At 53.0% G+C, this 18,667-nt stretch carries 15 protein-coding genes and 1 pseudogene; 10 read left to right on the top strand and 6 right to left on the bottom strand.

Annotated elements, in window-relative coordinates:
* Positions 1–120 precede the first annotated feature (120 nt).
* The 5 genes from ACR0MQ_RS18755 to ACR0MQ_RS18775 all read left to right on the top strand — a co-directional run bounded on the left by ACR0MQ_RS18755 (position 121) and on the right by ACR0MQ_RS18775 (position 4,095).
* Positions 121–345: a hypothetical protein gene (locus ACR0MQ_RS18755; protein ID WP_480610079.1), complete on the top strand. Its 225-nt coding sequence runs from the start codon at positions 121–123 to the stop codon at positions 343–345.
* Positions 346–373: 28 nt separating this feature from the next.
* Positions 374–826 (top strand): urease accessory protein UreE, encoded by a 453-nt coding sequence (ureE, locus tag ACR0MQ_RS18760; protein WP_480610081.1) that lies wholly within the window; start codon positions 374–376, stop codon positions 824–826.
* Positions 810–1,463: an urease accessory protein UreF gene (locus tag ACR0MQ_RS18765; RefSeq protein ID WP_480610083.1), complete on the top strand. Its 654-nt coding sequence runs from the start codon at positions 810–812 to the stop codon at positions 1,461–1,463. The genes ureE and ACR0MQ_RS18765 overlap by 17 nt, the downstream gene beginning before the upstream one ends.
* Positions 1,460–2,089, top strand: coding sequence for an urease accessory protein UreG (gene ureG / locus ACR0MQ_RS18770; RefSeq protein ID WP_480610085.1), 630 nt, complete (start codon positions 1,460–1,462; stop codon positions 2,087–2,089). The genes ACR0MQ_RS18765 and ureG overlap by 4 nt, the downstream gene beginning before the upstream one ends.
* 677 nt (positions 2,090–2,766) lie before the next feature.
* Positions 2,767–4,095 carry an alpha/beta fold hydrolase gene (locus ACR0MQ_RS18775; RefSeq protein WP_480610087.1) on the top strand — a complete coding sequence of 443 codons (1,329 nt, stop codon included), beginning with the start codon at positions 2,767–2,769 and terminating at the stop codon, positions 4,093–4,095.
* Positions 4,096–4,416: 321 nt separating this feature from the next.
* On the opposite strand, the gene ACR0MQ_RS18780 is transcribed toward ACR0MQ_RS18775, so the two are convergent.
* A complete protein-coding gene (locus ACR0MQ_RS18780) occupies positions 4,417–6,459 on the bottom strand; it encodes an amidohydrolase (protein WP_480610089.1) in 2,043 nt (680 codons plus the stop codon).
* A 949-nt stretch (positions 6,460–7,408) separates the two neighbouring features.
* On the opposite strand from ACR0MQ_RS18780, the gene ACR0MQ_RS18785 reads away from it, so the two are divergent.
* The 5 genes and pseudogenes from ACR0MQ_RS18785 to ACR0MQ_RS18805 all read left to right on the top strand — a co-directional run bounded on the left by ACR0MQ_RS18785 (position 7,409) and on the right by ACR0MQ_RS18805 (position 15,718).
* On the top strand, positions 7,409–10,060 hold the full coding sequence (locus ACR0MQ_RS18785) for an AsmA family protein (RefSeq protein ID WP_170771257.1): 2,652 nt from the start codon (positions 7,409–7,411) through the stop codon (positions 10,058–10,060).
* Between the two features lie 371 nt (positions 10,061–10,431).
* Positions 10,432–11,529, top strand: a pseudogene (locus ACR0MQ_RS18790) (sulfatase-like hydrolase/transferase); the annotation flags it as partial.
* Between the two features lie 66 nt (positions 11,530–11,595).
* Complete coding sequence (locus ACR0MQ_RS18795; RefSeq protein WP_480610143.1) at positions 11,596–12,066, top strand: hypothetical protein; 471 nt, start codon at positions 11,596–11,598, stop codon at positions 12,064–12,066.
* 127 nt (positions 12,067–12,193) lie between these two features.
* Positions 12,194–13,756 (top strand): DUF1254 domain-containing protein, encoded by a 1,563-nt coding sequence (locus ACR0MQ_RS18800; RefSeq protein WP_480610091.1) that lies wholly within the window; start codon positions 12,194–12,196, stop codon positions 13,754–13,756.
* A 201-nt stretch (positions 13,757–13,957) separates the two neighbouring features.
* Entirely contained in the window at positions 13,958–15,718 is a 1,761-nt protein-coding gene (locus ACR0MQ_RS18805; protein ID WP_170771261.1) for an adenylate/guanylate cyclase domain-containing protein, read from the top strand.
* Between the two features lie 188 nt (positions 15,719–15,906).
* On the opposite strand, the gene ACR0MQ_RS18810 is transcribed toward ACR0MQ_RS18805, so the two are convergent.
* The 5 genes from ACR0MQ_RS18810 to ACR0MQ_RS18830 are packed head-to-tail and all read right to left on the bottom strand — an operon-like array spanning position 15,907 to position 18,464.
* Entirely contained in the window at positions 15,907–16,785 is an 879-nt protein-coding gene (locus ACR0MQ_RS18810; RefSeq protein WP_170771263.1) for a CopD family protein, read from the bottom strand.
* Entirely contained in the window at positions 16,782–17,126 is a 345-nt protein-coding gene (locus ACR0MQ_RS18815; protein WP_480610093.1) for a copper resistance CopC family protein, read from the bottom strand. Before ACR0MQ_RS18815 ends, ACR0MQ_RS18810 begins: the two co-directional genes overlap by 4 nt.
* 12 nt (positions 17,127–17,138) lie before the next feature.
* Positions 17,139–17,603, bottom strand: coding sequence for a c-type cytochrome (locus tag ACR0MQ_RS18820; RefSeq protein ID WP_170771265.1), 465 nt, complete (start codon positions 17,601–17,603; stop codon positions 17,139–17,141).
* Positions 17,603–18,070 (bottom strand): DUF411 domain-containing protein, encoded by a 468-nt coding sequence (locus ACR0MQ_RS18825; protein WP_480610095.1) that lies wholly within the window; start codon positions 18,068–18,070, stop codon positions 17,603–17,605. Before ACR0MQ_RS18825 ends, ACR0MQ_RS18820 begins: the two co-directional genes overlap by 1 nt.
* A gap of 58 nt (positions 18,071–18,128) precedes the next feature.
* Complete coding sequence (locus tag ACR0MQ_RS18830) at positions 18,129–18,464, bottom strand: hypothetical protein (protein WP_170770880.1); 336 nt, start codon at positions 18,462–18,464, stop codon at positions 18,129–18,131.
* Positions 18,465–18,667 lie beyond the last annotated feature (203 nt).

Here is an 18,667-nt window from a genome sequence, read left to right on the forward strand (position 1 = left end):
CAAAAAGTGTGCTGCGTTGCGGCACATGCAAGGCAGAAATGACCAAACACGCTCTACTAAGTGAGGCCGACATGACAAATATTAAACCCCATGGGAGGACCACCGTTTACGAGGGTTCAAATGGCACACTCAGCAACACAGACAAACTCACGCATTTCGCTGCCCGGTCTTATCGCATCCATCGGGTCATCCATCTACTCGGCTTTGATCGGCTTGGCCCAAGCCCAATCGCGTGTCAGGCAAGTCGAGTTTCTGCAATCGCTCAGCGACGAAGAGCTGAAAAACCGTGGTCTGACGCGCGAACGGATCGTGCACCGGGTCTTTGCGGATTCGATCTGGCTCTGATCGTTCCCAATGCAGAGGAGGCGATGGTATGACCGCCCTGCTCTGCACCGCCCGCCAATACTCGGATCACACACACGGCGATCCGAAAGACTGCTTGTCTTTAACTTATGATGACCGCTTTTTGCGCCGCAAGGTTCTTACCTGTGAAAGTGGCGAGCAGATCCTCATCGATCTGGCACAAACGACCTCATTGAACCACGGCGGCGCGTTAGTCTTGGATGACGGTCGCGAAGTGGAAATACAGGCTGCACCCGAAGCTTTGCTGGAGGTAACTGCCCCGGACCTGACGCGCATCGCATGGCATATCGGCAATCGCCATACGCCTTGCCAGATCGAAAGGGATCGCCTGTTGATCCAGGCCGATCACGTTATCCGAGACATGCTTCTCAGAATAGGGGCTACCGTGCGAGAGGTGCACGAGCCGTTTACCCCCGAAGGCGGAGCCTATGGCCACGGCAGGACCCATGGCCACACCCACTGACGCCGATGTCCTGACACTGATCCAATGGCTGTCACCCGCCTATCCTGTGGGGGGATTTGCCTACTCTCACGGGCTTGAGGCAGCGATTGACCATGGAGCTGTCGCGAATTCTCAGGACACCGATGCCTGGATTTCAGATGTGCTGGAACATGGCTCTGGGTGGAATGATGTTCTGTTCGTCGTGGCGGCCTACAATGCGCGGGACAAAGATGAACTGATCGACGTCGATGTCACGGCACGGGCCTTTTGCGCGACATCCGAAAGGCTCATGGAAACCGATTTGCTGGGACAGGCCTTCGGAAATATCACCAATGGTGTCTGGGAATTGGACCTTGGACAGTTCACCTACCCTGTCTCGATTGGACGGGCCGCAAGACTACAAAACCTTCCCTTGCTGTTGACGACCAAGATGTTTCTGCAAGCATTCGCAAGCAACCTTGTCGCATGTGCGACGCGCCTTGTGCCACTGGGACAGACTGATGCTCAAAGGCTGATCCGCCAGCTGACGCCGCTGTGTTCCCAGATTGCTGAAAGAGCACAAAAGGCAAGTTTGGACGAGTTAAGCTCTACCACGTTTTTGGCGGACATCGCGTCCATGAAACACGAAACACAATATTCGAGGATATTCCGCACATGACGAGTATGAACGGCCCGCTTCGCGTAGGTATTGGTGGTCCGGTAGGCGCCGGAAAAACCACTTTAACCGCCGCCTTGTCTGAGGCGTTGCGCGATGTCTGCTCGGTGGGCGTTATTACCAACGACATTTATACGCAGGAAGATGCCGAAGCGCTAATGCGCATGCAGGTCCTGCCGCAGGACAGGATCATCGGCGTCGAAACGGGTGGTTGCCCGCATACAGCAATTCGCGAAGACGCCTCGATCAATTTGGCCGCTGTCGCGGAAATGCAGACACGTCATCCGGATCTCGACGTTGTTTTGATTGAAAGCGGAGGCGACAATCTATCGGCCACGTTCAGCCCGGAACTGGCGGATCTGACCATCTACGTGATTGATGTCGCCGCAGGCGAAGAAATCCCCAGGAAAGGCGGGCCAGCGATTACGAAATCGGACATCCTTGTAATCAACAAGACCGACCTTGCGCCGCACGTTGGCGCTTCGCTGCAAGTTATGGAACGTGATGCGAAAATGATGCGTAAAGGACGGCCTTTCTTGTTCTCGTCACTTCGCCACAGAAGCGGGGTCGACGAAATTGTGGATCTGCTTGTGAAAGGGGGAGGTTTAGAGGTTTCGAAAGCGAGTTAATCCCTGGGATGAAGAGGCCAAGTTATCGATGCCCAAAGCCGATTGGAGAAACCGAAAGCACTACTATCATTTTCGCATTTGTCTGGATGTTACATTATGTTTTTGTTTGCAGGCTAACTGAAAACGAAATTCACCACGGCATTTTTGACAAAATTGGCAAGCAAAACCTTTTCCTTGACCCACGTGTTGCGTATCCCAGTTATCAGTAACCAGCGCATCAAATGGCAAGTTTTCGAAACCATCGGATGATTGCAAGCGCCATAGCAAACCGCGAACATCGCTGAAGCGGTTTTATGTGAAGCGATCTCTGGTTGAGTGATGGCCGTTCTGTGGAACAAGTACGAAAGGCTGCCTCGCGGACTAAACCGCCGCTGATCGCTGCATTGCAAACGGCAATTCCCAGCCCTTTCCTGTCATTGAATACTTGGTGATGATGCCGCGGCCCGGCCCGCCAAAGCCTCCGCTCCCCACAATCACTCGATAAAGACTGCGACGAAGCAGTAATTCAGCTGGGCCCAACCTTGGTTACCCAATTCGAATGATGGACCGACATCGGCAGCTGGAGTAATAATAACAAAGGAAATTACGTTTGATAAACCTGAGTTTGGATTAGTTTTAGCAACGTGAGGTCGCACAGACGGATGAAAAGGAAAACCTCAGCAGTCTTGTGTCTGGACGTGGTCGATTACACGCGACGTATGTCGGAGGATGCTGATGCTACCTTCCTTGCATTGCAACGCATTTTGGTCGAAATCATCAAGCCGGCGGTGAAAGGCAACTCTGGACGAATTTTTAAATTTCTGGGTGACGGAGCTCTGGTAAAGTTCGATGCAGCCACCGATGCAATCAATGCGGCAAGCGATATTCTAAAGCAAATGCGAAGTGAAGATCTTTCACTACGCGCCGGTATTCATGTTGGTGATGTCATGCCTAACGGCACCGATTTGTTTGGGGATGCCGTAAATGTGGCCTCGCGCCTTCAGGCAACTGCTCAGCCCGGCAATTGTCTTGTCAGCAAGACAACCGCTGATGTCGCAGGGACCTCGCTGAGCGTTGCATTGCGGCCTGAAAGTTCTATGCGATTTAAGGGGGCACCAAATCCCATCGAAGCCTTTTCTATCGACTTTGAAGGCGACATCAAACGAGCGAAGAAAAAGCGTCAAGCCGCGTCCCAAGACATCAGGTTTGCAAAGTCAAAGGATGGAACGACTCTGGCCTGGACCTCAACCGGCGAAGGAGGAAAGCTGCTGGTGGCGCCGAACTGGCTCAGGCATCTGGAATATGACTGGACATTGAACACCATTGCCGGCTGGCTACCATTGCTGTCTCAGAGCTACTGCCTTTACCGTTTTGATGGCCGCAATAACGGTTTGTCCGAGAGAGGTGTGCAGGATGTCTCGTTGAGCCGGATAGTGGAAGATGTAGAGGCCGTACTTAACGACACCAAAATTGAACGCTTGCCTTTGTTCGGCATTTCTTTCGGGGCTACTGTGGCCGCAGCCTTTGCTGCGCTACGTCCCGATCGTGTTTCAGGTCTGGTGTTGTTGGGTGGTTTCGCGCAAGGGTTGGAAGTGCGCTCCCAACCGGGCATTGCCGCCCTTGGGCAAGCAATGATGGATATGAGCTTAGAAGGTTGGAATGATGATTACCCTTCAGCAAGAGACTTGATGGCCCAGTCATTTTCTCCGGCTGCTAGTCCTCACGATCAGCGGTCCTATGCAGAATTCATGAAGTTGGCGATGGATCACCAGGATTGGCAGCGAATTGGCCCTCTGGTCGCAGGGGTCGACATCACCGATATGTTGCCACAAATCTCTTGTCCTGCTCTGGTTCTTCATGCCAGAAGAGACAGGATGCATAGTGTTGATCAAGGCAGGATGCTGGCCTCAGGCATTGAGAATGCTCGCTTTGTTGGTATCGAAACCACGAACAACACAATGCCGGAATACGATCCCGCGTGGCCCAAAGCTCTGGCGGAAATCGAAAAATTTCTTGATGGACTGTGACTCGCTAAGATCGCAGTCCTTACACGAACCGGCCGGTCGCCGCGAGGCATTCGGTCGTCATTAAAAGGCCCGGAGCTGCAAAATGCACTCGCAGCATCCAGTTTCCCTGGCAACGGCTGCTATGGGCTCAATGCGTTCATCTGAGTCTTTCAGTCAGATGCCGGTTTAGGAAAGGATAGCGATCATTATTGGTGGTCATTCCGAGTAATTTCGCCCGAAGGTCTGTATTTGAACGGCAGCGGACTTTCGCCGAAATCTGCTGAACGGCAGAGTTGCGGACATTCCGGACACTTGATTATGCGATCTCAACTTGGCTCCAATCTAAACTTTGGAGGCCCATTCGGACACGACGGCCCACCCCAACGCATTGGTCCCGCAACAGCTAACTGCAGAGATTTGCCCCGCCGCAGATGTCGTGCACGACTGAGATACGGGTGAAGCGCAACACGAGCATCCGGCAAGCATGCCTTTCTGGGCGATGCCCGATACATCAGCAAGCGCATACAGCGGCTTTGTTGGCGGATTTATTGTATCCCGGGTTGGCGATAATGAAGCGCGGTCGAGATCGAAGTCGTCTGACACTGGAAAAATGTCACCCTCAAGTACGGTACCCCAGATACCGATGTCCTTAATCTTGTAGGTTTCCACCTCGAATGGGTCTTCTTCAAGGATGGTGAAGTTTGCCAACTTGCCGGGAGCGATAGAGCCAACCTTATCCTCCAATCGCAAGGACTGGGCCGCATCAATAGTCACAGCCCGCAAAGCGTCTTCGACCGACAGGCGGTGTTCTGGGCCTGCGACACGGCCGGAGAAGGTCGTTCGGTTTACGCCAGCCCAAACAAGGAATAGCGGTTCACCGGGAGCCATTGGTACGTCAGAATGGAATGAGATGGGAATGCCGTTGGCCTTAATTGGCCCAAGGGGCACGATGTCATCTGCACGTTCTGGACCAAGTCCAAGCTCGCTATATCGATCTGACAGTGCGGTTACGTAGTATGGATTGCCGCTGACGATGCAGCCCAACTCAGCGATCCGTTTTGTTTGATCTTCTCTCGCATAACCAAAGTGAACCAATGTCGTGCGGTGATCAGCTCGCGGCATCCGGCGCATGTTTCGCTCGACGGCGTCCAAAATCAAATCCACGGCAAGGTCGCCGGTCTGATGAACATGTATTTGGTAACCCGCGTCCCAATATGCATCGAATACGGGATTGAACTCGTCGGGTTGCATGATCCACTCGCCGTGGAAATCGCCGCCCACATAAGGCTCCGAGACCTGCATGGCCAAACTGTAGACAGCGCCATCCGCGAAGAGTTTCACCTGCTTCGGCATGAACGCCGTCTTACCTACACCCCAGTCCAGCAGTTTTTCGGTCTCTTCAATCATCGAACCATTTTGAAAGTGCAAGGCAGCCAGGGATTTCCCGTCAGGTATGAAATAGGTCCTGAGTTGGGTATCGGGTCCTGAAAAAACCGCGTTGGTTGCATCCTGCAGAGGTTGAGACAGTACACCTCCCGGTTCTGCGGCAACAGTGACGCCAGAACGGTGCATGTACTCTCGGGCCAGTCTAAGGCCCGCGCCCAAGCGTTCAGGAGTTGCCAATACGGGTGCGACCGCCGGAAGAACGGCGAACATTCCTGCCTCAAAGAAATACCCGTCTTCAAAGCTCGATTGCTCAAGTGCGAGCCCCGCAAAGCCATTAACAAAGTCTTCGGTGATGCCCAGCAACTCCAATGCGGGAGTGTTAAGGATCAACTCGTGCGCAGATCGGTGGACTATAATGATTGGGCGCGTGCTGCTGATCTCGTCGAGTTGCGCGCGCCTGATCTCGCCATGAAAGAAGTGGTGATACCCCCATGTCAGCAACAAAGCGTTGGGATCATCCATTACCGCTTCGGCGGCTTGCAAACGAGACTTATAATCCGCCTCATCCTCGGCGGCCTTCGAAAAGCCAGTCGGAATGTTCCAATCCTCGATGGATATGATCTCGGAGGTCAGGGTCAATCCGGCGAGGAAAGGATGCACGTGCTGGTCTATCAAACCGGCGATAATGACTTTCTCGGAGAATTGATCGTCCAGTCGAAACGGCTGCGAACCAATCCGGTCAACAAGTGTGTCGCGCGGACCGGCGGCCAGAATACGGTCTCCGACCACGGCAACCGCGTTGATAGCAGGGTCGTTGTCCTCCATGGTGATGACGCGCTGCGCTGTGTAAACAGTGATTTCGGGCAGTGTTTGAAGCTGGCTTCCAAAATCCTGCAATGACGAAGCCGCTTGAGCAGACGTGGCATGAGAAATAGCGATCATTGACGCGCTTCCAAGGATGGTCAATGCAGTGCGGCGGGTAACATTCAGTTTGGTCATAATTTTTTGATGCTCAGTAAGACGATATTTGTCTGAGCCTAGCATCGAGATGATCTAAGGCAGAAAGGAAAATTAATGCCGATCTTGGATTGCGGGCCAAGTTTCTAAGTCAAAATGATGTTCTGATTTAGCGACTGACCCCGACTGCTTTGGGCTCACAGTGGTCATCTGACAGTTTTGGTTGGGGATATGAGCTGTCCCGAACTGGTCAACGGCGGCAGTGCGGGACAAAGCTAGCATTCAGTCGAACTTCACTTGTTGACGCAAACTGCCCCGAGCGGCGAATTGCCAACTCTTCGCATGCTGGGGCGCCCGATCCTAAGCGGGAGGGAGTTATTCTGTTCACGTGGGCAGATTTGTATCTGATAAGCCAAGTGCCAGCATTAGTGATGACACGGCAGCAAGCCAAGCTGCAGCAACACGGAAAGCATTTCCAACGCAAGGCCTCATAAAGCGCTCTTTGATCCTTAGGGTCCCGCCCAAGAGATGCAATAGACCGACATTGACCCCGACTAAAGAGCCGGACATTGTGAACAATCTGCCTCGTAACGGCCCCTGCTCTGGAACAAAACGCAGCCTGACCCTCTTGTTTTCTGGCTAGTGAGCTCGTCGTGTCATCATTGTTTTATGAATTCATTTGTAGCAGTTACTGAATAAATGAAGGGTATCGAAAGAACCCTGCTTTCTTTCGGTTGGAGGGATAGTCGGACCGATTTAGTCAGCACTCATGCAACGCTCAAGCCTGCCGTTTAGAAACCGGGCGTGAAGCACTAGTCGAACGTCTATCAATTACTCGCTTCTTAGCAGTTCGACTAAATAGGCGAGAATATCGGCTATATAGTCAAGATCATTCAGATTTCAGAACATTTACTGACCATATATTCCATTAACTTAATGATTAAATGGTCTAGGCTGCCCACTAGATGAATCGGAAATTTAGGAGAAGTACGTGCGATACGTTGCAAAAGGTATATTGATTTGTTTCGCTGTCGCGTGTGTCGCAATGTTGGCAGCTTGGCTTTTTCTGTCTTCTGTGTTGTTTTCTTCGATCAGGACTGCTTTCGTCGAAAATCTGATCTCTAAGAAACTTGGTCAGGACGTTAGAATTGAAGATGAAGTGCGTCTGGGACTTGGTTGGCAATTGCAGGTGTCAGCGACAGGGCTGGAACTACTCGGTTCTCAGAATGCTGATGTGAAACTTGCAGTAATCGATGAGATCGAGTTTGAAGTTTCCGCGCGCGACCTTTGGAACAGTAAACTGTCACTGAGTGGTCTTTCGCTCTCAGGTGTTCATCTGAACCTAATCACAGACAAAGACGGCTTCGGAAACTGGCAGTCCATTTCCCAAACGGAAGCTGAAGCCGGGAAACCTGCAAATTCCCCGACGCCGCTGTTAGCCGGAATTCTAACGGACCGCAAAATTGATCTGACTGATATCGCCATTTCTTATCAGAACGATTTGAACGGACTTGAGTTGGATCTGCAGCTTCCTGAGCTGCTCTTAAAGCGTGATACAGAAACCGATGTTGCGACGGCAGTCGGGGCCGGTTCGCTAAACGGAGAGAGGTTTGAACTGAACGCGACATTTCCCGCGAAAGACCCGTTTCAAGTGGCGTTGAACTTTGAACAGATTGCGATTGCCGCAGATGAAGTCCCTCAAGAAAACGGCCTACAAGTGAAGACGAGCATAGAGATTGCAGAACTTGGCCAGCTTCTCGATATCCTGAAGCTTAACCGAGTCTTGGATGGTACGGGGAATATTGGTGCAACGTTCAAATCAGTCGACGGCGTAGCGCGGGTTGACGGCCTATCTGTATTGGCTGAGTTGGATGGCGGGCAAAGCCTTTCGCTGACTGGGCAGATCGGGGAACTGGGCAACCCGGAAGACGTATCGCTGACAACCCGAATTAGGTTGTACCCAGAAGATGCGGAACCAGCGCCAGCCGCCTCGCGATATGATCTTAAACTTATCGCGGTCGACATGGTTATTGACAGCGTACCCGGGCAGGTGCCGCAGCGACAAATGGTCATTAAGACCAACGGCTTCACGTTGGACACGTCCGGCGAAGGCCCGCCACCGATTAAGTTCTCCGAGCTTTCCAGAACACCAGAAGGCGCGTTAAAGGTCGGAAACATCAACCTTAGAATTGGAAACCCCGCCGATCCGTTTATCATTTTGAACGGTTCGGTCGATGACGCGCTTCAGTTGCAAGGCATATCAGCAGAAGGCCTAATCGATATACCGGCAAGCAGTTTGATCTCGCCAGAATTGTTGGGACCAGACGACCAGCTTGGCAGGTTTTCCGGTGACTTCCACTTGAACGGTGACATCAATCAGCTTTCGCTGACGAATTTGGATGGAAAGACAAGCGATACGGACGTCTGGAACCTTGAAGTGCATGGCACTGTCAAGAATGTACTCAAATTCGAGGACCTGGATTTGGCAATTGATGTCTCAGTCCCATCCGGAGCGGACCTTTTGGAAGCCCTGTCGCTTGAACGCGTCGAAACCGGACAGGCACGCCTTGAAATCGACCTCGCTAGCGAAGGTACCGATTGGAACGCCAGTGCCAATGTTGAGGTCGCCGACTCTGTCTTACAGATATTGGCCGATCTAGATGATGCAACAAGTGAGCCGGTGCTGCGGGGTTCCATTGAGAGTGACCTGATAAAGATAGATCAGATCCGAACTATCGTACAGGCCGCTGCACAGTTGCGGAAAATAGGCGGTCCAGAGCCGGAGGAGAAAGGGTCTAAGCAAGAAGACGAAGGCGATCAAGGCGCGTTGAGAGATGTAACGCTTAAACCTATCGGACGTTCAATTCTCTTGTCCGGTATGGATATGGATGTCGACGTAGACCTTCGTCACATAGAGGGTGCGAAAGGCATCAGCAGTTTGCAGAGCGAACTGATGCTCAACAAAAACGAGCTTAAGGCTGGGCCTTTGAAGTTTGAATACGGAGGCGCAAGCTTCGACGTTAGCGGGCAAATGGATCTATCAAACGACGCGCATCTACTCACTTTGACCGGCAATGCAGGTGGCTGGCAGCTGGATGATATCCTTCACAACCTGAACTTCAAAAAGGGCGCGAGCGGTACAGTCTATGCAGATTTTTCGGTTACAGGCGGAACCGATTCACCTAAGCATTTTGCTAACAGCATGAGCGGCAATGCCACAGTCTCACTGCGTGATGGCTCGATCGAGACTCAGCTTTTAGATCTGGCGGGGCTTGGGGTGCTACCTTGGGTGTTTACCAAGGACAAACAAAAGGTAGCTCCAATTGTATGTTTGCGAGCGCCGATTATTATTTCTAATGGAAACCTCTCGACGAAACAAACCACATTGGAAACAGATCACGTCCAGGTTGTCGTCTTTGGCGATGTTGATTTGACTGGCAAGGCCTTGGACTTAAATATACAACCCCGCAAAATCGGAGAACCTCTTTCGAAAAGCCCCTGGCCAGTGACTTTAAAGGGCCCGCTGGCTAAGCCGAAGGTTAAGGTCAAAGACGGGCCAAAAAGACTGAAACGATCGGATGGTGCGGACAAAATGCCGGTAAAAAGAAAACTTTGCGTTCCGGATATTTTACAACTGCAGTAGTGGCGGAGTCGATCAGTTAAAGTCAAATCTAAAGTTCAGAAAGGCAGACTTTGCTTCCGAAATGCAATTTCTGCTTTGGGCTCGATGGAGATGTTCAGCAGAATTCAGTGAATGTCTGCAACGCGAACTATTCCGGTCATTCAAGTTGAACAGAATTTCTGAATGGCTTGGTATTGTCAATTGGACTTGTCATTAGACAGCTGTCGAATTGAACTGTCAGCGTTGGTCAGAGATCAACACGATACGACCCGGTAGTCGCCCTAACCCAATGCCCGTATGCCAGCTGGTCTGTGTTTCTGTGCTATCCTTTCAAACATCTAAATTTGAAAATATGATTCGATGCCTAGGGAGGAATACTTATGCCGAGGTTAATGCTGCCGGCCGCACTTACCGCCGCAATCACTGTTACGATCTCTACCCCCACCAAAGCACAAGACTTTGATCCGTCATCGCTTTCGACTTTTGGATCGAAACCCAACATAATTCTTATTGTCTCTGATGATACCGGTTACTGGGATCTGGGCGCCTATCATGGCGGTGCCGCCCGTGGAATGGATACCCCAAACCTTGACCAATTGGCCAAGGACGGAATGATGTTCACGGATTTCTACGCGCAGTCTTCATGTACACCGGGTCGCGCGGCAATGCAGACCGGCCGATACCCCAATCGCTCAGGAATGACTACGGTTGCTTTTCAGGGTCAGGGTGGAGGGCTGCCTGCCGCAGAGTGGACTCTCGCCTCGGTTCTGAAACAAGCCGACTACAACACATACTTTATGGGAAAGTGGCATCTGGGAGAGTCTGATTACGCTCTGCCCATAGCGCATGGTTATGACAAGATGGAGAACACCTTTCTCTATCACCTCAACGCCTAAACCTATGCACTGCCGGACTGGCACGTTCAGATGACGGATGAGCAACGGGAATTCTTCAAACAATCCACTACCGGCGTGTTTGAGGGTGAGGCGGGAAGCCCCGCGACCGAGGTGCTGACAATCGACGACATGACAACAGCGGATTTGGCCAAGCTGGATGCGGTCGGTGCTGAAAAAGCAGTTGCCGAGTTGGAACGGCTGGCCGGGCTCGAACAGCCGTTCTTTATGTCGATCAACTGGGCCGCCAACCACCAACCAAATCTTCCATCACCTGATTTCGAAGGGAAATCCGCGGTCAAAAACAAGTACGGCGACAAGGTTGTGGAACTTGATCATCATACCGGACAGATTCTGAACAAGGTCAAGGACCTTGGCATCGAAGAGAACACTCTTGTTATCTACACGGTGGACAATGGGGCCTGGCAGGATGTTCATCCAGATGCTGGTATGACACCTTTCCGCGGAACCAAAGGAACTGATCGTGAAGGCGCTTACCGTGTGCCGTTCTTCGCCAAATGGACCGGCAAAATCGAGCCCGGCTCCAAGTCTCATGACATCGCGGGCGGGACTGATCTAATGGCTACATTTGCTCACCTGGCTGGTGTTCAGTTGCCGGAAAACGACCGGGATGGCCAACCCACCATCTTCGACAGTATCGATATGGCACCAATCCTCTTTGGTGAGGCTGACCCGCAGCGAAACAGCTGGGCCTACTTCACCGAAAATGAACTCGCCCCTGGCGCCGTGCGGGTCGGGCCTTGGAAGGCTGTGTTCAACATCCGAGGCGACAACGGAGCACGGGCGGGATCTGAGGCTCCTGCTGCCGAATTGGGATGGCGTGGCCCGCAGAAGTACGTCGCGACCGTGCCACAGGTCTTTAACCTTTGGGAAGACCCGATGGAGCGCTACGACATCTTCATGACAACCGGTCGGGAGAACACTTGGACTGTTCCAACACTGATGGGTGAGCTGGAGCGGGTGGTCAAGACCTACATCGACTATCCACCGCGCCCGGTTCAAAGCGAGTCTTATTCCGGGCCTATTACTCTGAGCGAATACCACCGGTTTGAAGTCGTGCGCGACCAACTAAACAAGCAAGGCTTCAAGATTGGTCTGCCAACAGGAAACTAACTTACGAGGCTGGGGTTAAAGAATGATCGCAGCTTCCGGTATCTAATTCAGGGTCCGGACTATTGGGGCCGCGATCCCGGCTGATTGAAGACGCTAAAATCGTCAGTTTATTGGGAGGTGAAAAAGAATGATCAAGAAGATTTTGGTGTTTGCACTGATGACTTCAGTGGCAACGATTTGCTCTGCGGACGACCAACCCTCTCCGGGTTACAATACTCATATTCCATCAGAAATTATGACTCATGATGTAGTTGATACGCGTATCGGAACTTTAAACTTTTCAGATGGACGTCCCACAACGGAAACGGTCGAACTGCTTTATGAGCATCTGGATTTTCTTCGTGGCGTAGAAGTGTTCCTGAATTTCATCCCGGCAGCATCCCTGGAAGCGCTGCATCGCGGAATGGCATCTTTGGGGGCCGACGCTCCTAACAAAGTCGTAGTGATGACTAAACTTTTAGACTCGACACCTTTGTTCCTTACAGGAAACACCGACACGATATATGCATCGGCTTTCTTTGACTTGCAGAAATCCGGCCCAATTGTTGTTGAAATACCTCCGGGTATGGGCCCATCTACTGTAAATGACGCCTTCTTTCGTTTTGTTACCGACATGGGCGCGCCAGGGCCCGACAAAGGCCAGGGCGGCAAATACCTGATCCTTTCTCCCGATTATGATGGCGACCTTGAACCACCCGAGGGGGGATACGAGGCTAAAGTCGACGGAGAGACCTACTTTGTCTCCCAATCTGCCAGCTACGTTAACTGGTTTATTGCGCGAGGTTTCTTGGTCGACGGCAAGACTGATGCCGCAGTAGACGCATTCCAGAACGGGCTCAAAATCTATCCGCTTGGCCAAAAGGATAATCCTCCGAAGGTCGAGATTATCGATGGATCTGGCGTTTCATATAATACAATCCACGCGAACACCTACAAATTCTACGAAGAAATAAATGCGGTTATTCAACGCGAGCCTGTTTCCATGCTTGATCCCGAACTCAGGGGTCTGGCGGCTTCAATCGGTATTGAGAAAGGCAAAGCATTTGCTCCAAACAACAGGATGGAAGCTATTCTCAAGGATGCTGTCGCTGTAGGCAATGGAACCGCCCGGGCGATCTGGTTGCATAATCGCAATGAGGATGCCGTGCTCTACGAGGACAGAGCCTGGCAAACTGCGTTTGTTGGTGGAAACTACAAGTGGTTGAGTGGAGAAAACGGTGAAGGCGGAAGAAACCTAGATGCACGAACTCTGTTTTTTTACATGGCGACAGTAAATACCCCCGCAATGGTTCTGAAAATCCCAGGCGTTGGTTCGCAATATGCAGCGGCGTATTCAGACTCCGACGGCAATGTTCTTCATGGCGACAAGACGTACAAATTGAACATACCAGCCAACGTGCCGGCAAAGAACTTCTGGTCTGTGGTTGTTTACGACCCTCAAACCCGCTCAGAGCTTCAAACGAGCCAACCGTTTCCGTCCAAAAATAACAAACGCGACCAACTGGCAACCAACGTTGATGGCTCAGTCGATCTGTATTTCGGCCCCAAAGCACCTGAGGGTAAGGAAGCAAACTGGGTAGAAACCGTCTCAGAAAAAGGTTGGTTCGCTATCTTGCGCTTATACGGCCCAATGGAACCATGGTTCGACAAATCGTGGAAGCCAGGAGATTTCGAAATCTATTCGCCTTGAAGCCACATAGCGTGGAGTCTGCTTTGGGCTCGAAGTAGACATTCGCCGAAGGTCCCTCGAACGACCACTATGCGGGCTTTGCCGCCATTGGTCCGCTTTCACCGAAGGACCGTAGATAGCCCAAACCGGACATTTTCGAAAGTTGGCACACTACTACCGAACTTGATAGATTCGAAAAAAGGTTGCTATTGGGAAATGCGCATGACACGCCGACTTGCCGCCATACTTGCCGCCGATATGGTCGGCTACTCACGGCTTATGGCGGCTAACGAGGCGGGAACACTTGCTCGTCTAAAAGACCTACGCCGGGACATCATCAATCCAGGTATCGAAAGTGCCGGAGGTCAGATTATCAAGCTTACCGGTGATGGCCTGTTTGCACTTTTTAGCTCGGTCGTTTCTGCCGTTGAGGCCGCAGCGACGCTCCAGAAGGCGCTGCACGCCGCCGAAGCCGAGAGCCCCACCGAAAGCCGGATCAGCTTCCGAATAGGCTTGCACATTGGAGACGTAATCTTGGACGAGGGCGACATTTTTGGCGAGGGTGTCAATCTTGCCGCCAGGCTCGAAGGCGTCGCTGACCCAGGCGGTGTCATTCTGTCTGACGACGCATACCGGCAGGTTCGAGGCAAAATCGAACACGACATCATAGACCTCGGCGAAGTAGCGCTCAAAAACATCTCCAAGCCAGTTCGCGCCTACAAATTGGCGATGGAGGGCGAATCTGATTCCACGCAATACCAATCGCAACGCACTGACAAACCCTCAATCGCTGTCTTGCCCTTCCAGAACATGTCCAATGATCCAGAACAGGAATACTTCTGTGACGGCGTTTCCGAAGACATCATCACAGAGCTCTCGCGCTTTCCCGAGCTTTTTGTCATCGCCCGCAACTCCTCGTTTTCGTTCAGGGGTCGCCCCGTCACCCATATAGATGTCGCTCGTGAACTCGGTGTTCGCTACATGCTAGAGGGTAGCCTCCGTCGAGCCCAAAACCGCGTACGCATTACTGCCCAACTCATCGACTGCACAAATGGAGCCCATGTTTGGGCCGAGCGCTACGACCGCACGCTAGACGACATCTTCGCGTTACAGGATGAGATTACACGCAGCGTGGTCGGCGCCATCGCCCCCCAGATATCCATTGCCGAAATAGATCGCGCGTCTGTGGCTCGAGATATCGACTTCAACTCCTACGACCTCTCGCTACGTGCGATGGCGATCTTCTACGCAGGAGGCTTCTACTCTCAGGATAAGTTCGATGAGGTCATATCGGCCTCTGATCGTGCCATTGATCTCGACCCGCGCAATGTCCAGGCGCATTGGATCAAAGCGTTTGCCTACCTGATGCGTTATCTATACCAGTTCGATGAGGACCCCACTGAAAACCTGAGCCTAGCTGAGAAAAGCGTTGAACCCCTGTTTCTTGGAGGTCAACGCGACCCGCGCGCCTTATGCGTTCGCGGTATGGTTCGTCATTTCCATGGGGATTTTGACGGGGCCAACGCTGACTTCCGCTTGGGCTTCACACTGAACCCGAACTTTGCCCGGAACATCTTCTTCATGGCCTGGCATGAGTCTTTGGTCGGCCGAACCACAGAGGCGCGCGAACATGCCCACCTTGCCCTCCAGCTTTCCCCACGCGACACTGACCTCTGGGTAGGAGACGCCTATCTGGCGCTCGCCCAAGCTGCCTTCGCCGACGCTGATTTTGAAGACGTAATGCGTTGGGGTGAGCGCGCCATTCAGATGACGCCGCATGCGCCGATCCGCCGGGCTCTTATGATCGCCAGTGCCGCCCACCTCGGGCGTGCCGAAGCAGGCCTGCCACATGAGCAGGCGCTGGCGGATTTCGCCCCAGCGTTCCTAGACAGCATTGTCTCCGGCGCTTTGATCCTCTTCCGTCTACCCGAACACAACGCGCTTTTGGTCGAAGGCCTAAAGAAAGCTGGTGTTAAGCCGTAGAGTTGGTCCAAATGCCAAAGCTCGTAAACTGCCGCAGACAAAACGTGCCAAAGGCAGATTCAATTTTGGCGCAATGTTCTCGAAAGGTTCTAAGCAATCGCTCATTGCTTCAATCGGCGACGACTGTTCCAGCCCTAAGCGGACATTCGCAACAAGGCTTTGCAGTTCCGGCTTCGGACTATAGGCCATCAGAGATTGATGGGAGGTGTCGTGACACTGGTTAGCGTCGCCGTTGCAAACAGGATCAGGACAACAGCCAACATCTCCATTGAAATCGACCGCCGGAGAGCAATTTCCGCGCCGCGCTTCTCAGCCCTGAGAGTCGGAACAAATCTCAGCTTGTTCAGCGCCGCGAGGCCAAGAAGGGCAGAAACGATCACGACCTTGATCAAAAGCCCCAATCCAAATGCCGTCCCAAACAAGGCGGCTACGGAGCCCGAAAGCAACCACGCGAGCGCTGCGCCCGCAACAATCAGGACGGCAACTCCATAAGCAGCGACACTGCCAAAGTGGTGCAGTAGATCGGCCCCAGTGGAAGTGAGCGCTGCTTTGCGCAAGGGCAGGAGAGCACCGACCCAAAACGCGGCAGCCAGCAGATGAAGAACCAGCAGGACCGCGAGAGCCGCTCTAGGCTCTCCGAGCGAGTGCCCCACCTGGGCAAATGAAATCGCAATGGCGAGGCAACCCACCAAAGCGACCCACTGACCTACGCGGGGGAGCAGGATTGCCAATATCGCGAGTTCACCCACCCCTCGCCAAATCGCGGCGGTGCCAAGCGGACTATCCCAAACAAAACCAAGCATAATTGGGTCCGTCGCGCCCTCGAAGCCCATCCCGGATATCCGCGTTGCTCTGATGCCAAAACGTAAAGCAAGCACGGCCAAACCGACAATCGCAGCTCCAACCGCGAGGTGCCGCGCAAGGCGTAGAACAGACTCTACAGCGCGCTTGGCAAAGAGGGCCGTGAACAGGACGCTACCCATCGCTAGTAACACCGCACCGTAGCCAAGTGCTTTCGCCAAAATGGCCAAGACGACAACACCGTCAATGGGGGCCAGTCCAGTCATTTAGCGACTGTGAAAGAGAAGCTGCCCTGCATCGGGTGACCGTCGGAAGCCATACCGCGCCAGTCGAAGCGGTAACTTCCCGGTGTGAGCTCTTCCAACGGCACAGCCCGGAATTCTGTAGCGGGGTCCATACCCGTTTCGCGGTCAATTTCGACGTCGCCATCTGGTGAGGTCAGCGTGACCGAGATGATGCGCATCGGATCTTCGAACCGCATGGTAAGCTCCGGCACGTCCGTGACAGTCGCGCCGTCAGCCGGCGTCGTTTCTTCGGACTTGGAATGCGCGGCCGCAAGTATTGGAGCCATTGCTACGACCAAGCCGATAAGAGTTTGTTTGATCATCTGAGTTTTCCTCTATTCGGAATGGGCATTCAGCTCGTCGTGGTATTCACGAAGGTCATTGGGCCAGGTTGACTTGATATAAGAAAGGACCGCTATGATTTCGTCATCGCTGAGCACACCTTCATAGACCGGCATCCCGGTTGGGGGCGCATTTTCCATCAGTCCGGCCAGGCCAAATTTGGTCAAAGTGAAGAGCGCTTCATCATCGTGGTGCCACGTATGCCCTGTGGCGTCATGCGGCGGTGCTGGTAGCAAACCATCCTCGCCGTGTTTCCGCCAGTTTGGCTGTCCTTCAAGGTTCTCACCGTGGCAGGCAGCACATTGGTCCGCGTAAATATCTTGGCCAATGGCGACAACTTCCCCGTCATCAGGTGTCAAAAGACCGACCGCTTCAGAGGCTTGGGCCAGAACGAACGCTACTGTGAAACCGGCGAGCGCAAGCCCACCGGTAACCAAGAGTGTTGTACGCCCTACCATCAGGTGTCGAACGGCTGAGCTGTGCCCGCGCGGTAGTACACCGTTCCGGTCCCGGCCTCTCCCCCAAATGCGATGACGTCGTAGCGGGCGGAAGGATCGTCGCCCATACCAGGAGAGCCCATTGGCATGCCAGGAACAGCTAGCCCTGTGATGTCAGGCCGATCCGTCAACACGGTTTCCAGTGCCTCGAACGGCACATGGCCTTCAAAGACATAACCATCGGCTTCAACGGTGTGACAGGATGCGAGGTTCAACGGGATACCCCGCGCTGACTTCTGTGCCTCGGGGTCGGTCAGTTCCTCAACGGTTACGGCGTAGCCACGTGCGCGAGCCAAGTCGGCCCATGCGTGACAACATCCGCAACCTGGTGAGCTGAGCACGTGCATTGGAGTGCCTGCACGGACGGGAAGAGCGGTCGCGATGAGAGCAGTTGCGGACAGTGTGGTGAAGTGACGACGTGTGATCATGTCTGTCGGTCCTTTGATGTGAAATTTGAACGGATTGCGGGCGGGCGCCCGTTGCCGTTCAGGCTTTCGGAGGACCGGTGGGGACGCTCAGTGCGAGGCCCGAAAAATCGGAATCAGCGTGCATCACACCACCCTCTGAGATCACCAATGGAGCAATCGGCGAAATCCCCGCCGTGGCGACAAGATCACTAAAACAGGATGCTGAACCCATGCCGCTGGTGGTGTCGCAACAATCCGCAACAGCTTTCTCGGCATTAGCCAACGGATCGTCGTCCGCCACTTGAGCATGATGACCAGAATGATCCGATCCATGGATCAAGCCATGCTTCACGGACGCTGCGGATGCGCCAGAGAATGCAACAACAAGAAGTATCGACAGGATCAAGCGAAACATACCAGATATCTACTGGGGGTATGTAGTTTTGACAAGTTACGAGGATGTGTCGAAGCAAACGATCCTAGTTGCATCCATTGAAGTTGCCCCACATTTCTGGATCCGGCCCGTCTAGAGCGGTGGTACATGAATCATCTGAAATTCCAGTAAAACTGAATTTTGACTGACCTGCGCATTAGTCAGCAACGGAAAGGTCAGCAGGT

It is taken from the genome of Ruegeria sp. AN6 (assembly GCF_056540425.1).

Bases quoted from the DNA above. Each gene is read 5' to 3' on its own strand.
- ACR0MQ_RS18755 (WP_480610079.1), top strand. From the start codon at position 121: ATGGCACACTCAGCAACACAGACAAACTCACGCATTTCGCTGCCCGGT.
- ureE (WP_480610081.1), top strand. From the start codon at position 374: ATGACCGCCCTGCTCTGCACCGCCCGCCAATACTCGGATCACACACAC.
- ACR0MQ_RS18810 (WP_170771263.1), bottom strand. From the start codon at position 16,785: ATGACTGGACTGGCCCCCATTGACGGTGTTGTCGTCTTGGCCATTTTG.
- ACR0MQ_RS18805 (WP_170771261.1), top strand. From the start codon at position 13,958: ATGACACGCCGACTTGCCGCCATACTTGCCGCCGATATGGTCGGCTAC.
- ACR0MQ_RS18830 (WP_170770880.1), bottom strand. From the start codon at position 18,464: ATGTTTCGCTTGATCCTGTCGATACTTCTTGTTGTTGCATTCTCTGGC.
- ACR0MQ_RS18800 (WP_480610091.1), top strand. From the start codon at position 12,194: ATGATCAAGAAGATTTTGGTGTTTGCACTGATGACTTCAGTGGCAACG.
- ACR0MQ_RS18765 (WP_480610083.1), top strand. From the start codon at position 810: ATGGCCACACCCACTGACGCCGATGTCCTGACACTGATCCAATGGCTG.
- ACR0MQ_RS18815 (WP_480610093.1), bottom strand. From the start codon at position 17,126: ATGATCAAACAAACTCTTATCGGCTTGGTCGTAGCAATGGCTCCAATA.
- ACR0MQ_RS18825 (WP_480610095.1), bottom strand. From the start codon at position 18,070: ATGATCACACGTCGTCACTTCACCACACTGTCCGCAACTGCTCTCATC.
- ACR0MQ_RS18795 (WP_480610143.1), top strand. From the start codon at position 11,596: ATGGCACCAATCCTCTTTGGTGAGGCTGACCCGCAGCGAAACAGCTGG.
- ureG (WP_480610085.1), top strand. From the start codon at position 1,460: ATGACGAGTATGAACGGCCCGCTTCGCGTAGGTATTGGTGGTCCGGTA.
- ACR0MQ_RS18820 (WP_170771265.1), bottom strand. From the start codon at position 17,603: ATGGTAGGGCGTACAACACTCTTGGTTACCGGTGGGCTTGCGCTCGCC.
- ACR0MQ_RS18780 (WP_480610089.1), bottom strand. From the start codon at position 6,459: ATGACCAAACTGAATGTTACCCGCCGCACTGCATTGACCATCCTTGGA.